Raw genomic sequence first — 17,036 nt, forward strand, 5'->3', positions numbered from 1 at the left:
CCGATGGTGCCGGTGCGGATCATGCGGTTCAGCAGCATGCCTTCGGAGAGCACGTGCCGCTGCCCTACAAATTCCTCCAGGGAAACCGGCCGCATGCGGGTAGCCAGCGGGGCTGCGCCCCTGTTTTCGGCTGCCGGCCGGTTAGGGCGTTTGCCGCCTGCTTCCGCTTTCTCTTCAAATAAATCCATAGTCCGCTTCCTGCGGCTTTTGTGTTAAAAACTAAGACTGATGCGAGCTCCAAAATAAAGAGTTCCTGCCACACTTATGCGGGTTTGATGACGTGCGGATGATGCAGAGCGCGGCGGTATATCGCGGATTTTCATCCGGATTATGTTTTGCGGTCGGCATGTGTGAGGCTGAGTTGCTTGGGTTCGCTCAACCCCAAAAGCACGGGCTTATCCGTAGGTTTGGGGGCTGTGCGCCTGGACGAAAGACCTTGATGTTCACGGAGTTTCCACAAAAAAAAAATCCGGCCCGGGGATGCCCCGAACTGGATTTTTTGTAAAAAAAGTGCTGCCGGAAGTTACAGCGGCAGGTTGTCGTGCTTTTTGCGGGGTACGCGGTCGGCTTTGGTCTGAATGAGATCAAAGGCACGGAGCAGTTTTTTGCGGGTTTCGTTGGGGAAAATTACGTCGTCGATGTAGCCCCGGCCGGCAGCGCGGTAGGGGTTGGCGAAGGTTTCTTCGTATTCTTCCTCGAGGCGTTTTTGGGTGGCTTCGGGGTCGGCGGCGTTCTTGATTTCGCGCCGGAAGATGATTTCGACCGCGCCTTTTGTGCCCATAACCGCGATTTCGGCTGAAGGCCAGGCCACGTTGTAGTCGGCCCGGATGTGCTTGGAGTTCATTACATCGTAGGCACCGCCGTAGGCTTTGCGGGTGATAACGGTCATTTTCGGCACGGTTGCCTCGCAAAATGCGTACAGCAGTTTCGCGCCATGCTTGATGATGCCGCCCCACTCCTGATCGGTGCCCGGCAGGAAGCCCGGCACATCTTCGAACACCACGAGCGGGATGTTGAAGGCATCGCAGAAACGCACAAAGCGCGCACCTTTAACCGAGGCATCGTTATCGAGACAGCCTGCAAGCGAGAGCGGCTGATTGCCCACTACGCCCACGCTGCGGCCGCCGAGGCGCGCAAAGCCAACCACGATGTTATCTGCATAATTTTCATGCACTTCGTAGAAGGTGTCGGCATCTACCACGCCGCGAACTACGTCTTTAATGTCGTACGGTTTGTTCGGGTTATCAGGCACAATGCTGTCGAGCTTTTCGGCAAATTTGGGGTCAGGGTCGCGGGCCGGCTGAAGCGGGGCTTTTTCCTCGCAGTTCTGCGGCAGGTAGCTCATGAGCATGCGGATGCGCGCGAGGCAGTCGGCGTCGTTATCGGTTGCAAAGTGCGCCACGCCCGATTTCGTGCTGTGTGCCGAAGCACCGCCCAGATCTTCGGAAGTAACTTCTTCATGCGTAACGGTTTTTACCACGTTAGGGCCGGTTACGAACATGAAGCTTGTGTTTTTCACCATAAAAATGAAGTCGGTAATGGCCGGGCTGTACACGGCACCTCCGGCACAGGGGCCCATTATTGCCGAAATTTGAGGCACTACGCCCGAGGCCATGCTGTTGCGCCAGAACACTTCCGCGTAGCCGCCCAGCGAGGCAACGCCTTCCTGAATACGGGCACCGCCGGAGTCGTTGAGCCCGATTACCGGCACGCCGTTTTTAACGGCAAGGTCCATAATCCGGCAGATTTTTTCGGCATGTGTTTCAGAAAGTGAACCGCCGAAAACGGTGAAATCCTGCGAGAAAACATACACGGGCCGGCCGTTTATTTTTCCGAAACCCGTAACCACCCCGTCGCCGGGAATGCTTTGCTTATCCAGGCCGAAATCGCGGCAGCGGTGCCGCACAAATGCTCCGATTTCTTCAAAACTGCCCTTATCCAGCAGCAGATCAACACGTTCGTAAGCCGTAAGTTTGCCGGATTTATGTTGTTTTTCGATGCGTTCTTTGCCGCCGCCCAGCTGCGCTTCCTTCCGAAGCTGCGTGAGCTTTTCAAATTTTTTGTTTGTTTCCATAAGTCACGTTCTGAATAATAAAGAAGGAAATAGTATTGATAAGAAAATTCCCGGGCCAGGCCGGCCCGGGGTGATAAATAAATGAACGTTTGCCGGCGCATTACACCGGCTTCCAGGCAAGGCTTAACGCCAGCAGGCTTTGTGTTGCAAAGCGCTTTTCCGGGCCTGATGCCGCAAAAAAAACAGAGCAGTTGGCTGCCTTGTAAAAGCCATATTTAAAATAGGAATATCAGATTAGAATATCAGAATATTCCGTTCGTCAGGCGTAATTTTTAAAATACTTATGCAGGCGGTCGGTGAAATCAATCGATACATCCTTGTACATATCAATCTCGTATCGGCGGAAGATATCGTTGGTGAGGTACTTGCCGGCTTCGCGCCAGTTGTCGAAGCCCGAAATGCGTTCGAGCGCATTCACATAAGCAATTCGGTCGCCTTCAAAAATTTCTTTCATGAAGCGTTTCTCATCATCCAGCAGAAATGCAAAGAGCTCCTCAAGGCGCGCATTGTCGGGGGCAGGAGCGTTTTGTCTGTCCGTTTCTTCGGTTTCATTATCGATACTCAGCCGCTGCCAAAGCGGTATGAAAGGCTCATCGCTGTCGTCTTCCTGCTCTTCTGCATCTTCTGTGAGCTGAACTTCATCATCATCATCTTCATCATCATCATCCCGCTCAAAACTGCTGAATCGGGGCAACTGATGTACCTCGTTTTCGTCCGCCTCATCTTCTGTTTCTGCTTCCGCTTCCGCCTCCTCCTCGTGTGCCGGTAACGCGCTTGTATGCCCGTCATCTTCCTGTTCGCCAGCGGCCGCAAAACGCCGGTACAGCGGTACCTCTTCGGTGTCTTCGCCGGTGGGTTCCGTGCCCTCTGGTTCCGGCATCTTATTAGCCGGCGTGCTTTTATTTTTTTGGGTAAACTCCCCGGATGCCACCTCTTCACCGGCTGATGCCCCGCCCTCGTGATCGTCTGTCGCCTCCGGGCCGGGGTGCAGGTCCTGCTCCGTTGCCGCTGTCTCCTCAGCTGTTTGGGGCGTCTGCCGGGAAGCGGAAGCTGAGGCGGCAAAGGCTGCAGCGGCAATGCTGCCGGTAGCTGCGGCCTTCTTTGAAGGCTTCGGCTCAGCTGATGAATGCTCGTTCTTGAGCCCGGAGCCCTCCGGCTGACTTGCCTCCACTGCTGCTGGCTTTGTGGGCGATGTTTTTTCGGATGCCGGATCAGGCTCGTCGTAGTTGTAAACCGGGCGTGAGAGCAGTTCTACGAGCTGTTGGGTATCGAGCGGGTCGGGCAGGTCGCGCAGGCGGCGGGCATGTTCGCCCAAGCCCTTCTCCCGGAAGAAGCGGGCGAGCAGTTCGCCCTCCACTTCGCCACCGCACAGCACAAAAAGCGGCTCGAGCAGCTGCACCCAGTTCAGCGGGCTGTAGCCGCGGCACACGCGCTCATCGAGCTGGGTGAGCAGCCGGCCGTACTGCGCAGCGCTCACCGAGCTGAGGCCGCGTTTTTTCATGTAGCGCGGTAAAAACAGCCCCAGGTGCGGATAAACCACCATCAGCCGCATGCGGCTGTTTACTTCTGCGGCACTCAGGCTGTCCTCATTTCCGAACAGGTATTCCGGGAAATGGGCACGGGGCCCGGACAGCAGATCGATGAGGTCGGCCACGGCTGACTCCACCACGCCGCGGGCAAAGCTCTTCGGCAGGCGCACCTCGCTGTTGATGGCGTCGAGAAAAAGCCCCCAGGCCTGCCGTACATCCGGAGCGGACATCGAAGCCCAGTCCGATTCGGGGGGCACGATGCTTTCCCGGAGGTTACGCTCGAGCTCCAGCCGTATGCGCGAAATCAGAAAATCGGGAAAGCCGGCTTCCGCCAAATCCGCCGGCGTATAATAAGGTTGCTCTTCGTTGAGTTTGCGGCACAGCCGCGCGGTTATCTGCTGAACAAGCTGATCCATTCGGGTTACTGCTGGCTTAGGCGTTCGGGTTGGTGGTTCAAATCAGGAAGTTGTGCTGCACAGAAACTCAGGCTTGTACATGAGCGGCCTTGTTTGCTACCTTGGGCCATGCAACTTATTACGCTTAGCAAAATATCAAAAAAATACGGGCAATCCGTGATTTTTCGCCGCATTGAGGCAGAAATCGGGCCCGGTGTTTACGGCATAGCCGGCCCCAACGGCAGCGGCAAATCCACACTCATGAAGTGCCTTTCGGGCCTCATCCGCCCTGATGCGGGCAAAATCGGGTGGCAGCTGAACGGCGCCGACCTCAAGGCACAGGAGCTGTACCGGCACCTGGCTTTCTCGGCGCCCTATATCCGCATGTACAACGAACTCAGCTGCACCGAAAACATCCGGCTGGTTTGCGAGCTTTCCGGCTGCCACGCAACGGATGCAGAAATCCGCGGGCTGCTCGGCGAAACCGGCCTGCAGGCCAAAACCGAGACCTGGTACGGACAGCTGAGCTCGGGTCAGCAGCAGCGGGTGCGGCTGGTTTCGGCCCTCATCAAAAAAACGCCCTTCCTGCTGCTCGATGAGCCCGGCACCAACCTCGACACCGCCGGCTTCAGCCTCATTCAGTCGGTTGCCGGGCAGGGCCGGGAAAGCGGGCGAACGGTCATCATCGCAAGCAACGAAAGCCGCGAGCTCGACCTGTGCGACCACATTATTTCCGTAACCGGCTGAGGACTTTCTTCCCCCCGCAAACAGAGCCCGCCCGCAAAAAGCGCCGTTGCAGCTTCCCCGCCAATTTGATACTTTCGCAAAAGTCCGCCGCCTCACCTATCTGATTCGACTCAAAAGCGGGAACAGGCTACGGACCCTTCACATTAAATAGTTACCTCATCATAAAAAAGGAAAGGAGAGGGGTATGTCGCTGGAGTCGGTTCTGCTGTTTTTTGAGGATATCCCCACGAGCTACCGCACGGGACTGCTCATCGGGGGGATTTTTATTTTTTGGGTGATGGAGGGCGTAATCCCGCTTTTCGAGTTCGATTACAAAAAGGTGAAGCACGCGGGGCTGAACCTCACCTTCACGGTTTTTACGGCCATTATCGGCTTCGGCCTGGCGGGCGTGCTGTTCGCTGCATCGGTTTGGGCAACCTCCAATGAATTCGGCCTGCTGTTTCTGTTCGACCTCCCGCTGTGGCTGCACGTGCTGCTCGGGCTTATGATTCTGGATTTCATCGGGGCATACTTCATTCACTGGCTGCAGCACAAGGTCCGCTGGATGTGGAAATTCCACGTAATTCATCACAGTGATACCACGGTTGATGTAACCACAGGCCTGCGACATCATCCCGGCGAGACCGTTTTCCGGATTTTGTTCACCATCCTCGCGGTGCTGATCGCGGGCGCCTCCATCGGCATTGTGATGCTGTATCAGAGCCTGTCGGTGCTGTTTGCGCACATCACCCATGCGAACATCAGCATGCCGCGCCGCCTCGATTACTGGCTGAGCTGGGTGTTCATTACCCCGAACATGCACAAGGTGCATCATCACTTCGAGCAGCCCCTCACCGACACCAACTACGGCAACATCTTCGCCATTTGGGACCGCATCTTCGGCACCTATGTAAAAGTTGAGGACATCAGTACCCTGCGCTACGGCATCGACACCCACACCGAGCCGCACGAGACTGAGCGCCTTTCGAACCTGCTGCAGATTCCGTTTCAGCCCTACCGTCCGCCCCGGGGCAAAGCGAACAGCGAGCACGGAGACAAAGAAAATGAGCAGACTGGAGCGTAAGCCCTGCAACTTATTACAAGCATGCTTTCTGATGTTAGCAGATAGCCAGCCCGATCCACATTTTTTAACAATGATTGTTTAACAATCTGAGCATCTTCATTGTTTGGCCAAATATCAGAAATGCTAAAAGTTTGTATCGTTTTTAGTATTTGATTTTATTGAACTTGAAGAAGGTATTCTATGAACAGACTAACAGTTGGTGCTGTTGCGGCAGTTGTAGTGGCGGTAGTTGCATTCACATTAATTTTCCCGCGTTTTTCAGGCGGTGGCGAGAAGGCCTCAGGCGTAATTAATGCACAGACTGCGCCTGAGCAAAACGACCGGCGGCTGGCAGTGAGGGCAATGGTGATGGAGCCCCAGACTTTTGAAAACCGCATCAGCTCAACCGGTACCGTTGTGGCCGATGAGAGTGTTTCGCTGCAGTCGGAGGTAGCGGGCCGTGTAACCGGTATTTTTTTCACGGAAGGGGAGCTGGTTGAAGCAGGCCGGCTGCTGGTGAAAATCAACGATGCAGACCTTCAGGCCGAGCTTCGCCGTGCCGAGTACCGGCGCAACCTTGCCGAAATCAGAGAGCGGCGCATGGCTTCTCTTATTGAGCGTAACGCTACTGCGCAGCAGGAATACGATGTAGCCCTCAACGAGCTGAATGTGGTGAAGGCCGATATCGACCTCATCAATGCGCGCATCGCCCAAACGGAAATTCGCGCCCCCTTCGACGGCATCATCGGGCTTCGGGCCATCAGCCCCGGCAGCTACATCACCCCGGCAACCTACATCACCGAGATCCAAAAAGTGAACCGGGTAAAAGTGGATTTTTCGGTGCCGGAGCGCTTCTCCGGCATGATTACACAAGGGCAGTCGTTCCGGTTTAACCGGCAGGGATCGGAAAACACTTACAACGGCGAGGTGTACGCCATTCAGCCGCGCATCGAACCTAACACACGCACCTTGAGGCTGCGCGGTATCGCCAATAACGACGACAATGTGCTGCTGCCCGGTGCATTTGTAGAGGTAAACCTCGCACTTCGCGCCATTGATGCAGCCCTGATGGCGCCCTCTGAAGCCATCATCCCGGAAATGGGGGGGCAGAGCGTATATCTGTACCGCAACGGCAAAGCAGAACGGCGCAGTGTCGAAATCGGAATCCGCACTGATCAGCGGGTTCACATCACCGATGGCGTTGTTTCGGGCGACACCCTGCTTACAACGGGTATGCTTCAGTTAAGACCCGGAATGGATGTCCGCATTGCAGAAATCCGCAGTTCAGCACAGTAATAACCCCAAAGGTAACAGCATCTTATGAGTAGTTTATCATCACTGAGTATCCGGAGGCCCGTTCTGGCCTCCGTTATGGCCATTACCATTATCCTGTTCGGGGTTATCGGGTACAATTATCTCGGCGTGAGGGAATATCCGGCCGTTGATCCGCCCGTTGTAACGGTTACGACCAACTACACCGGTGCCAATGCCGATATTGTTGAGTCGCAGATTACTGAGCCGCTCGAGGAATCCATCAACGGAATTGCGGGTATCCGCACCATGACTTCCGTTTCGCGGGAGGGCCGCAGCACCATCACCGTGGAGTTCGAGCTGGGCATCGACATGGAAGCGGCCGCCAACGATGTGCGCGACCGCGTGTCGAGGTCCGTCCGGCGCCTGCCGCCCGACGTGGATAACCCTATCGTATCAAAGGCGGATGCGGACAGCAGCCCCATCGTTTTCCTGAACGTGCGCAGTGATTTACGGGATATGATGGAGCTCACAGAGTTCGCCATCACCGAGTTTAAAGAGCGTTTCGAAACCATTCCGGGGGTGAGTGAGGTCAACATTTGGGGGCAGAAACGCTACTCCATGCGCCTTTGGATGGAGCCTTCGCGCCTGGCCGCCTACGGACTTTCGCCCATCGATATCCGCAATGCGCTGGCTTCACAGAATGTAGAGCTGCCTTCCGGGCGCATCGAAGGGGCAAGCACCGAGCTTACGGTGCGGACGATGAGCCGGCTGAGCACGCCCGAAGAGTTCAACAACATGATTATCCGGCAGAACGGCGATGATATTGTCCGCTTCCGGGATGTGGGCCTTGCGATGCTGGGTCCCCAAAATGAACGCACCATCCTGAAACGCGACGGCATCCCGATGGTCGGGGTCGTGCTCGTGCCGCAGCCCGGCGCCAACAACATCGCCATAGCCGACGAATTTTATAACCGGCTGGAGGTGATTCAGCGCGACCTGCCCGAAGATGTGAGTGTTGCAATCGGCTTCGACGTAACGGAATATATCCGCGCTTCGATTTCGGAGGTGCGGCAGACCATCTTCATTGCCTTCGGCCTGGTGATGCTCATCATCTTTATGTTTCTGCGCGACTGGCGCACGACCCTCATCCCCATCATTGTAATTCCCATTGCACTGATCGGGGCCTTTTTTGTGATGTTCATCATGGGCTTTTCCATCAACGTGCTCACCATGCTCGGGCTGGTGCTGGCCATCGGTCTGGTGGTGGATGATGCAATCGTGGTGATGGAAAACATCTACGCCAAAATCGAAATGGGCATGAATCCCATTGAGGCGGGACTCAAAGGCTCCAAAGAAATCTTTTTCGCGGTTGTTTCCACCACAACGGCGCTCGTTGCCGTATTTCTGCCGGTCATCTTTCTGGAGGGCCTCACGGGCCGCCTGTTCCGGGAGTTTGGCCTGGTGCTGGCCGGGGCGGTCATCATTTCGTCGTTTGTGGCGCTGTCGCTCTCGCCCATGCTGTGTTCCAAAATCCTCAAAAAACGCGAGCGGGAATCCTGGATTCACCGCGCGACCGAGCCGTTTTATGTGGCCCTCAACAACGGCTACCGCAAATCGCTGGGCGCATTTCTGAAGGTAAGATGGGCGGCTTTTGTCATCATTCTGGCTACTGCGGGCATGATCGGCTACTTCGGTCTGAACCTGCAGCAGGAGCTTTCACCGCTCGAAGACCGCAGCCGGATGCGCATTTTTGCGACGGGTCCGGAGGGCGTCACCTTTCAGTACATGGATGATTACGTGGATGAAGTGGTCGCGGCATTGCAGGATGATGTCCCCGAGCTCGATGCCATCATCTCGGTGACCTCTCCCGGTTTTGGCGCAACAAGCTCGGTGAACTCGGCTTTTATTACTGTCACCCTTAAAGACCCATCCGAGCGCTCCCGCTCACAGTTTGAGGTTGCCGATTACGTAACCGATTTGCTGCGGAATCACTCCGCTGCCCGCGGTTTTGTAACGCAGGAGCAGTCGATCCGGGCGCAGCGCGGCGGTCTGCCGGTGCAGTACGTAATTCAGGCGCCCAACTTCGAAAAGCTGCGCGAGTACCTGCCGCGCTTCATGGATGCGGCCACCGACGACCCGACCTTTTCTGTTGTTGATGTCGATCTCAAGTTCAACAAGCCGGAGCTGAGCATCGATATCAACAGGGAGCGGGCACGCACGCTGGGCGTTTCCATCCGGGATGTGGCCGAGACCCTGCAGCTTGCTTTCAGCGGTCAGCGCTTCGACTATTTTATAATGGACGGTAAGCAGTACGAAGTTATCGGGCAGATGGGCCGGGCTTTCCGCAACGATCCGCGGGATCTCGCATCCATTTACGTGCGTTCTGATAGCGGTCAGCTCATTCAGCTTGATAACCTCATCACCATCAGCGAAGACAACAATCCGCCGCAGCTGTTCCGCTTCAACCGCTTTGTTTCGGCAACGGTCTCGGCCGGTCTGGCAGGTGGTTATTCGCTCGGCGACGGCATCAACGCCATGGACCGTATCGCCGCCAATGTGCTGGATGATTCTTTTTCAACCTCCCTCACCGGAACCTCCCGCGATTTTCAGGAAAGCTCCGACAGCCTGCTGTATGCCTTCATGCTGGCGGTACTGCTCATTTATCTGATTCTTGCAGCGCAGTTTGAGAGCTTCCGGGATCCGTTCACTATTTTATTTACTGTGCCGCTTGCCATCGGCGGAGCGCTGATGTCGCTCTACTTCTTCGGGCAAACCATCAACATCTTCTCCCAAATCGGGATGATTATGCTGATTGGTCTGGTCACGAAGAACGCCATTCTGATTGTGGAATTCGCCAATCAGCGGAAGGAAGCCGGCCTGTCGGTAATGGAGGCCATTCAGGATGCGGCCGCTGCCCGTTTCCGTCCGATTCTGATGACGAGCCTTTCTACCGTGCTGGGGGTGCTGCCGATTGCGCTTGCCCTTGGCGCTGGCAGTGAAAGCCGGGTTTCGATGGGTATTGCCATCATCGGCGGACTCCTCTTTGCGAGCCTGCTCACCTTGTTTGTAATCCCGGCGGTGTATTCCTACTTCTCCAAAGAAGGGGGGAACCGCCGTATTAACGTAGATGATTACGATCTTGAAATTAAACCCAAAACACAACCTGAAATGGCCTGAGACACATTATTGAGTGGGATAAAATCCATACGTGATAAAAAAAGCCTGCCTGATGTTGAATCGGGCAGGCTTTTATGTAACCGGAAAGGCGGATTCAGAACGCATTATTCGGGTTTCTGTTTTGAAAAAAGGTTTTTCATTGAACCGAGTCGGTAAAGCGTATGATCTGAAAGCTGATTCATGATATTTTTGCGTTTACGCTCATCAAGCTGATCAAGCATATCGGCAAGCTCGGAAACGTGAATATCTTCTGAAACATCAATAATGGTTTCAACTGACAATCCGTTGATTAAGTCAGCTTTCTTTGAACCTTCGAGAACAAGGAGCAGTGAGATCACCTCATCAGGGTCAGCTGCGTTGGCATACTGAATAATTTTTGCTGTATCGAGGTTATAACAGGCGTTGCGAAGCTCGTAGAGGTTGCTGAAATCATACATTTCAGCAGCTCCGCTTGTTTTGAACGGATAAGTATTCATTGTACATCAAAATTTGGATGTTTTTTTAAAAACATGCCGCATTCGATGTAAGTATCTATTGACTGTAGTCTAATAAAGATGCATCAAATGCAGCAGGTCCTGAACAAATCTTGTTTTGGATAAAACTGTTGTGCGCTGGTGCGCCTGTGTGTTTCGTCCATTATTTTATTATTCGTTAAGGTTTTAGTGTTTAAATAATGTAGTCCCATTTTTTAGTTATGTCAAGATGGGTATAACTAAAATAATTTAGGGATAACATTAGTACAGGCAGCGTAACGGGCAATGCCGGAAGCTTTGCTTAACGGGTACAAACGCAGCCCGGGGCAGCATATTACATTTTCTGAGCGACAGCTGTGCTCATTGATGTGTCTCACAGCATTCATGAGAATTACCTGCGGAGCATTGTCTGAGTTAGGGTGATAAAAAAAGTCTGCACCACCTGAAAAGGGGAGCAGACTTTTTGAATTACGGGTTGTCTCAGGCTGCTGATATGCCTGATTGGTATATGAAGGGTGCGAATCAGGCTTCTTTCGGGCTTGTTTCTTCCTCATCAGAGGTTTCCTGATCGCTTTGTTCGCTTTCAGGATTTTTCCATTCAAACATAAGGTTATCGCGGGATGCGTTCATCTTAATGCGGATGGTTGCTCCTTCCTGTTTTTCAGCGGCAAGCAGCTCTTCGGCAAGGGGATCTTCCACATATTTTTGGATAGCCCGCTTGAGAGGGCGTGCGCCGTATTTAGGATCAAAGCCTTTGTCGCTGAGGAAATCTTTTGCTCCCTTAGTTATCTCGACGTTGAAATTCAGATCACGAATCCGCTTAAACAGAAGGTCAGCCATGTTGTCGATGATTTTGAAGATATCCTCTTTCTCAAGCGGTTTAAAGACAATTACATCATCCACACGGTTCAGGAATTCGGGGTTAAAAACCTTGCGGAGTGCTTCCTGAATTACAGATTTCATCTTCGCATAGTCAAAAGCAGACTCGGTAGGGCTGAAGCCGATTCCGCGCCCAAGGTTCTTGATATCGCGGGCACCGATATTGGACGTCATGATTATAATCGTATTCCGGAAATCGATTTTTCTGCCGAGGGAATCGGTTAAGATACCGTCATCAAGAACTTGCAGAAGCAGGTTGAAGACATCGGGGTGGGCTTTTTCGATTTCATCGAGCAGAACAACGGAGTACGGTTTGCGGCGTACTTTTTCAGTCAGAATGCCGCCTTCTTCGTAGCCAACATAACCCGGAGGTGCACCAACAAGCCGCGACACGGAGAATTTTTCCATGTATTCGCTCATATCTATACGGATGAGAGCATCATCAACATCGAATAAATAGCGGGAAAGACTCTTGGCGAGTTCAGTTTTACCCACGCCGGTAGGCCCGAGGAAAATGAATGAGCCGATAGGTCGTGTGGGGTCTTTAAGCCCTGCGCGTGTACGCTGAATGGCTTTGGAAAGCTTAACAATGGCTTCATCCTGCCCGATAACTTTCCTTGTGAGTTCATCGCGCATCTTGAGCAATTTTACGCCTTCGCTTTGCGCGATCTTACTTACCGGAATGCCGGTCATCATACCTACAACTTTAGCTACGTCGTCTTCATTTACGTCGAATACTATTTTTTCGGACTCTATTTCCCAGTCTTTTTGTGCGTTTTCCAATTCTTCTATCAGCTTTTTCTCGGTATCCCGCAGGCGGGCGGCATCTTCAAAGCGCTGGCTTTTAACCATTTTATTTTTTTCCTCGGTAGCTTTTTCAATTTGCTCTTCGAGGTCAATAATGTGCTGCGGAACGGTGATGTTAGCCAGGTGTACCCGTGCGCCGGCTTCATCGAGGGCATCGATTGCCTTATCGGGCAGGAAACGGTCGGTAACGTACCGGTCTGTAAGCTTCACACAAGAGTTGATGGCATCATCAGTATATCTTACAGAATGGTGCTTTTCATACTTGTTTTTGATTTGATTCAGGATGACAATCGTTTCCTCAGGAGTGGTCGGATCTACCATGATTTTTTGAAAACGACGCTCGAGTGCGCCATCTTTCTCAATAAACTGACGGTATTCGTTCAGTGTGGTAGCTCCAATGGCCTGCACATCACCGCGTGCAAGAGCTGGTTTCAGCATATTGGAGGCATCGAGAGAGCCTGAAGCTCCGCCGGCGCCAACGATAGTGTGGAGCTCATCAATAAACAAGATAACGTTGTTTACTTTTTCCAGCTCATTCATCACCGCTTTCATACGTTCTTCAAACTGACCGCGGTACTTTGTGCCGGCAACAAGTGCCGCAAGATCAAGCGCGACAACGCGTTTGTCGTAGAGTACTCTTGAAACCTTGCGTTCTATGATGCGGATAGCCAGACCTTCAGCGATAGCAGTTTTGCCAACACCGGGTTCGCCGATCAGTACGGGGTTATTTTTCTTGCGGCGGCTCAGCACCTGTGCCACACGCTCAATTTCTTTTTCCCGGCCAACTATGGGGTCGAGTTTGGATTCTTCGGCTAACTTTGTGAGATCACGGCCGAAATTGTCTAATACGGGAGTTTTGGTTTTTTCCATTTTCTTACTGTCGCCGCTTCCGGATGAAGGTTTATAACTTTTTGATGGAGGAATGTCAGAGGCTGTCATCGACGGGCCGGTACCTGTACCAGAGCTGCCGTCGTTGCGTGGTTTGCCTGAAATAATGAGGTCCAGTTCTTCCCGTACGCCGTCGTAGCCTACATTAAACTGATGCAAAATCTGTGCTGCAATATTCTCATCGTCGCGAAGCAGGGACAGCAGCAGATGCTCGGTTCCTATTGTGTCGCTTTTGTAGAGTTTTGCTTCGAGATAGGTAATCCGAAGTACTTTTTCAGCTTGTTTGGTGAGCGGAATATTCCCGACGGTGATGGCACCACCAGTACCCCGAACGGTATCTTCGATGGTTTTTTTTAACTTAGAAAGATCACAGTTGAGGTTTTTGAGAATGCGAACGGCAACGCCTTCATCAAGGCGAATTACGCCTAAAATAAGGTGCTCAGTGCCTATGTAATCATGGCCAAGCCGAAGTGCTTCTTCGCGGCTGAACTGAATTACATCTCGCACTCTGTTGGAAAAGTTTCCCTCCATAATCGGATTCGGAATATTTAAAAGTTGGTGGCTGTTTTTATTATGGAACCATAACGGTATGGCAGGCGCATTAGTTCGTAAGCTTTTAATGTATGGCAGGGCTGAGGCAAAATCAAGTTTATCAGCAGAAGGCATATCAGGCGCCGTTTTTTCCTGCTCTCAATACTTTGTGTTTTCTCGCGGCTTCTGGTTTACCTAACAAAAAGACCCCGGGCGCTGGTGTAATACCTGCCCGGGGTCCTTTATAAATACTGTTGTTCTGAACGAGTTAGTACAGGGGGGTGCCGGTCATTTCTTGCGGCTGATCGATACCGATTAATTTCAGAAGGGTCGGAGCAACATCAGCGAGGATGCCGCCTTCACGAAGCTGAACTTCTTTACGGGCAGTATCGGCTAAGATACACGGAACCGGCTGTGTTGTATGGGCCGTATGAGGGCTGCCGTCTTCCTCGTACATACAGTCGGCATTACCGTGATCAGCTATAATCAGGCAGGCGTAGCCGTTTTCGTGTGCTGTATTTACAACACGCTCCAGCTGCTTATCTACAGCTTCAACGGCTGCAACGGCAGCTTCAAAAACACCAGTGTGCCCCACCATATCAGGGTTTGCGAAGTTAAGTACTACAAGATCAAATTTACCGGTTTTTAAAGCAGCGGTGAGCTTGTCACCAACTTCCGGTGCACTCATTTCAGGCTGAAGATCATAGGTTGCAACTTTTGGACTTGCAACAAGAATGCGTTCTTCGCCTTCATTTGGTTCTTCGAGTCCGCCGTTGAAAAAGTAAGTAACGTGCGGATATTTTTCAGTTTCAGCAATGCGAAGCTGTTTCAGGCCGTTATTCGAAACGACTTCACCCAGCGTATTGGAAAGTACCTGCGGGGGATAGGCTACTTTCACATTCCTGAAAGTTACGTCGTATTGCGTGAAGCTTACGTAGTGAAGATCGGGGAATGCTTTTCGATTGAAAGCATCAAAATCTTCAAACGTGAGGGCGCGTGTGATTTCCCGGGCGCGGTCGCCGCGAATGTTGTAAAACAACAGCGGGTCGCCGGGCTTTAGCCGGCTTTGAGGGCTTTTATCGAGCAGCACTGGGTTTATGAACTCATCCGTAATGCCTTCAGCGTAGCTTTTGCTGAATGCATCTTCAGCTGAATCGAAGGGAATACCCTCACCCTCAACCAGCAATTTGTAACAGCGCTCAACACGCTCCCATCTGTTATCGCGATCCATTGCATAATAACGGCCTATGATGCTCGCGAGGGTTCCGACGCCAATTTCCTTTGCTTTTTTCGTGAAAGCCCGGGCGTATTCAAGGCCTGAGTGCGGAGGTGTATCACGCCCGTCGGTGAAGGCATGGACGTAAACTTCAGGGATTTCATGCTTTTTGCAAAGTTCAAGTACGGCAAAAAGATGATTGTTGTGGCTGTGAACTCCGCCGTCAGAAAAAAGACCCATCACGTGGAGGTATCCTTTTTCTTTTGCTTTTTCTACAGCCTTAAGCAGAGTTTCATTCTCAAAAAAATCACCATCCCGTATGGCTTTATTAATTCGGGAAAGTTCCTGCCATACAATGCGGCCTGCTCCAATATTTAAATGACCTACTTCAGAATTTCCAAACTGACCGTCAGGAAGTCCGACAGCTTCCCCGGAAGCCGTTAAGGTTGTTTTGGGGAAGTTTTGGCTAAGATAATCGAAAAAGGGGGTCTTGGCCTGATCAACGGCACTGACAGCAGGGTTTGCAGCCACCCCATAGCCATCAAGGATGACAAGAAGGGCACGGGACATTATAAATGTAAGTTTATTTGGAAAGTGCGTTTACGTAGCGAACAAGATTCGATTTCTTGTTTGCGGCATTGTTGCGGTGCACAATACCTTTAACGGCCATGCGGTCGAGGTAGGCAACTGCCTGCTTGAGAGCAACTTCAGCTTCCGCAGGATCTTCAGTAAGAAATACTTTTTTGTAGAGGGTACGCATTTTGGAGCGGAGCGCACGGTTGTGAATTCGTTTTTTCTTATCCTGACGGACGCGCTTGATAGAAGACTTATGCTGTGGCATGTGTATGTATTGAAGAGTTTAATTCAGTAGAAGTAAAGACGGCGAAACATCAGGGTACTTACAAAGCAGACGTGCGTTCAATGCACAGAATAAAAAGAAGCAGTAAGGTCTCTGAATGAATCAGTCAGGTAAAATAAAGTTTTTTAGGTTGTATATCAATATATTTGAGCGATGCACTGAAATGCAGTAAATCAGTTACCTGCTTGTGCAAAAAGGGCATCCAGCAGCATGTGCCACCATTATAAACTGTGTAGTTGATACTGAAACTACAGGCTAATCAATGAAAATAACAGCATTTTATGATAGTAACTATTGACGGGCCCGCCGGCTCGGGTAAGAGCTCGACAGCAAAAAAAGTAGCGGAACGAATAGGTTGGAATTATCTCGATTCAGGGGCCTTGTACCGTACATGGACCCTTTTGTATGTGATGGGCGGCATGGATAAGGATTATTTTCTGGATGTGGCAGGGGTACATAAGGTAACGCTAAGCGTAAATGAAAAAGGAACCGGAACAGAGCCTCTGCTTAACGGTGAAAAGGTTGGAGATGAAATACGTCAGCCAATTATATCCTCAAATGTCAGCGCGGTAGCTGCAATGGGGCCTGTTAGGGATAAGGTTAATGAAGAAATGCGCCGTATTGTGCAGGAGCATCATTTTATTGCCGATGGCAGGGATCTTGGCTCGGTTGTATTTCCTGATGCAGCGTTAAAGTTTTATATGGTTGCCGATCTGGGTGAGCGCGCAAAACGTCGTTACGAGGAACTCAAAAGCAAGGGGATGGAAGTTTCCCTGGAAGAAATAAGCCGCAACCTCGCAGACCGGGATGCGCAGGACTCAGGCCGGGATATTGCTCCGCTCACCCGACCCGAGGGCTCTGTGGAGATAGATACAACTGCTATGGATTTTGATGAACAAGTTTCTTTTATAAGCGGCCTTATCAATGAAAAGCTAACTGGCTAAGTCAGGCAGAAGCCCGTATGCAGAAGCCCGTATATTGATATACTGCTATATACGGTTGACTAAATGTAGGGTGCGATAACGCCCAAAATGACAAAGCATAACAAAGCCAAAAAGCCTTTAGGAATCAACCTTAAATCTTTTCCGGAAAAACAGTATATTTAAGGCCATCCCAAAACCGAATATCGATTCATGATGTAAGGTGCTTTCGGGAGATATCATCA

At 51.8% G+C, this 17,036-nt stretch carries 11 protein-coding genes and 1 pseudogene; 5 read left to right on the top strand and 7 right to left on the bottom strand.

Annotation, left to right across the window (positions count from 1 at the left end):
* From LAT75_RS03295 to LAT75_RS03305, 3 genes and pseudogenes are all read right to left on the bottom strand, one after another.
* Positions 1-188, bottom strand: a pseudogene (locus tag LAT75_RS03295) (replication-associated recombination protein A); the annotation flags it as partial.
* 335 nt (positions 189-523) lie between these two features.
* Positions 524-2,074 carry an acyl-CoA carboxylase subunit beta gene (locus tag LAT75_RS03300; RefSeq protein WP_291481198.1) on the bottom strand — a complete coding sequence of 517 codons (1,551 nt, stop codon included), beginning with the start codon at positions 2,072-2,074 and terminating at the stop codon, positions 524-526.
* Between the two features lie 259 nt (positions 2,075-2,333).
* The gene (locus LAT75_RS03305; protein WP_291481199.1) at positions 2,334-4,019 is read right to left on the bottom strand and encodes a hypothetical protein; all 1,686 of its coding nucleotides are present in this window, start codon (positions 4,017-4,019) and stop codon (positions 2,334-2,336) included.
* Positions 4,020-4,175: 156 nt separating this feature from the next.
* Between LAT75_RS03305 and LAT75_RS03310 the strand changes: the two genes are divergently transcribed.
* From LAT75_RS03310 to LAT75_RS03325, 4 genes are all read left to right on the top strand, one after another.
* The gene (locus LAT75_RS03310; RefSeq protein ID WP_291481200.1) at positions 4,176-4,745 is read left to right on the top strand and encodes an ATP-binding cassette domain-containing protein; all 570 of its coding nucleotides are present in this window, start codon (positions 4,176-4,178) and stop codon (positions 4,743-4,745) included.
* Positions 4,746-4,929: 184 nt separating this feature from the next.
* Positions 4,930-5,808, top strand: coding sequence for a sterol desaturase family protein (locus LAT75_RS03315; RefSeq protein ID WP_291481201.1), 879 nt, complete (start codon positions 4,930-4,932; stop codon positions 5,806-5,808).
* 180 nt (positions 5,809-5,988) lie between these two features.
* On the top strand, positions 5,989-7,083 hold the full coding sequence (locus LAT75_RS03320) for an efflux RND transporter periplasmic adaptor subunit (protein WP_291481202.1): 1,095 nt from the start codon (positions 5,989-5,991) through the stop codon (positions 7,081-7,083).
* A gap of 24 nt (positions 7,084-7,107) precedes the next feature.
* The gene (locus tag LAT75_RS03325) at positions 7,108-10,218 is read left to right on the top strand and encodes an efflux RND transporter permease subunit (protein WP_291481203.1); all 3,111 of its coding nucleotides are present in this window, start codon (positions 7,108-7,110) and stop codon (positions 10,216-10,218) included.
* A gap of 104 nt (positions 10,219-10,322) precedes the next feature.
* Here the strand turns inward: LAT75_RS03325 and LAT75_RS03330 are convergent, their stop codons facing one another.
* From LAT75_RS03330 to rpsT, 4 genes are all read right to left on the bottom strand, one after another.
* Positions 10,323-10,694, bottom strand: coding sequence for a hypothetical protein (locus tag LAT75_RS03330; protein WP_291481204.1), 372 nt, complete (start codon positions 10,692-10,694; stop codon positions 10,323-10,325).
* Between the two features lie 519 nt (positions 10,695-11,213).
* Positions 11,214-13,796 (bottom strand): ATP-dependent Clp protease ATP-binding subunit, encoded by a 2,583-nt coding sequence (locus LAT75_RS03335; protein WP_291481205.1) that lies wholly within the window; start codon positions 13,794-13,796, stop codon positions 11,214-11,216.
* 268 nt (positions 13,797-14,064) lie between these two features.
* Complete coding sequence (gpmI, locus tag LAT75_RS03340; RefSeq protein ID WP_291481206.1) at positions 14,065-15,582, bottom strand: 2,3-bisphosphoglycerate-independent phosphoglycerate mutase; 1,518 nt, start codon at positions 15,580-15,582, stop codon at positions 14,065-14,067.
* Positions 15,583-15,595: 13 nt separating this feature from the next.
* Entirely contained in the window at positions 15,596-15,853 is a 258-nt protein-coding gene (gene rpsT / locus LAT75_RS03345; RefSeq protein WP_291481207.1) for a 30S ribosomal protein S20, read from the bottom strand.
* Between the two features lie 299 nt (positions 15,854-16,152).
* On the opposite strand from rpsT, the gene cmk reads away from it, so the two are divergent.
* Entirely contained in the window at positions 16,153-16,815 is a 663-nt protein-coding gene (gene cmk / locus LAT75_RS03350) for a (d)CMP kinase (protein WP_291481208.1), read from the top strand.
* Positions 16,816-17,036 lie beyond the last annotated feature (221 nt).

The organism is Cyclonatronum sp. (assembly GCF_022565315.1).
In the GTDB taxonomy this organism is placed as follows: Bacteria; Bacteroidota; Rhodothermia; order Balneolales; family Cyclonatronaceae; genus Cyclonatronum.

Bases quoted from the DNA above. Each gene is read 5' to 3' on its own strand.
- LAT75_RS03325 (WP_291481203.1), top strand. From the start codon at position 7,108: ATGAGTAGTTTATCATCACTGAGTATCCGGAGGCCCGTTCTGGCCTCC.
- cmk (WP_291481208.1), top strand. From the start codon at position 16,153: ATGATAGTAACTATTGACGGGCCCGCCGGCTCGGGTAAGAGCTCGACA.
- gpmI (WP_291481206.1), bottom strand. From the start codon at position 15,582: ATGTCCCGTGCCCTTCTTGTCATCCTTGATGGCTATGGGGTGGCTGCA.
- LAT75_RS03305 (WP_291481199.1), bottom strand. From the start codon at position 4,019: ATGGATCAGCTTGTTCAGCAGATAACCGCGCGGCTGTGCCGCAAACTC.
- LAT75_RS03315 (WP_291481201.1), top strand. From the start codon at position 4,930: ATGTCGCTGGAGTCGGTTCTGCTGTTTTTTGAGGATATCCCCACGAGC.
- LAT75_RS03320 (WP_291481202.1), top strand. From the start codon at position 5,989: ATGAACAGACTAACAGTTGGTGCTGTTGCGGCAGTTGTAGTGGCGGTA.
- LAT75_RS03335 (WP_291481205.1), bottom strand. From the start codon at position 13,796: ATGGAGGGAAACTTTTCCAACAGAGTGCGAGATGTAATTCAGTTCAGC.
- LAT75_RS03300 (WP_291481198.1), bottom strand. From the start codon at position 2,074: ATGGAAACAAACAAAAAATTTGAAAAGCTCACGCAGCTTCGGAAGGAA.
- rpsT (WP_291481207.1), bottom strand. From the start codon at position 15,853: ATGCCACAGCATAAGTCTTCTATCAAGCGCGTCCGTCAGGATAAGAAA.
- LAT75_RS03330 (WP_291481204.1), bottom strand. From the start codon at position 10,694: ATGAATACTTATCCGTTCAAAACAAGCGGAGCTGCTGAAATGTATGAT.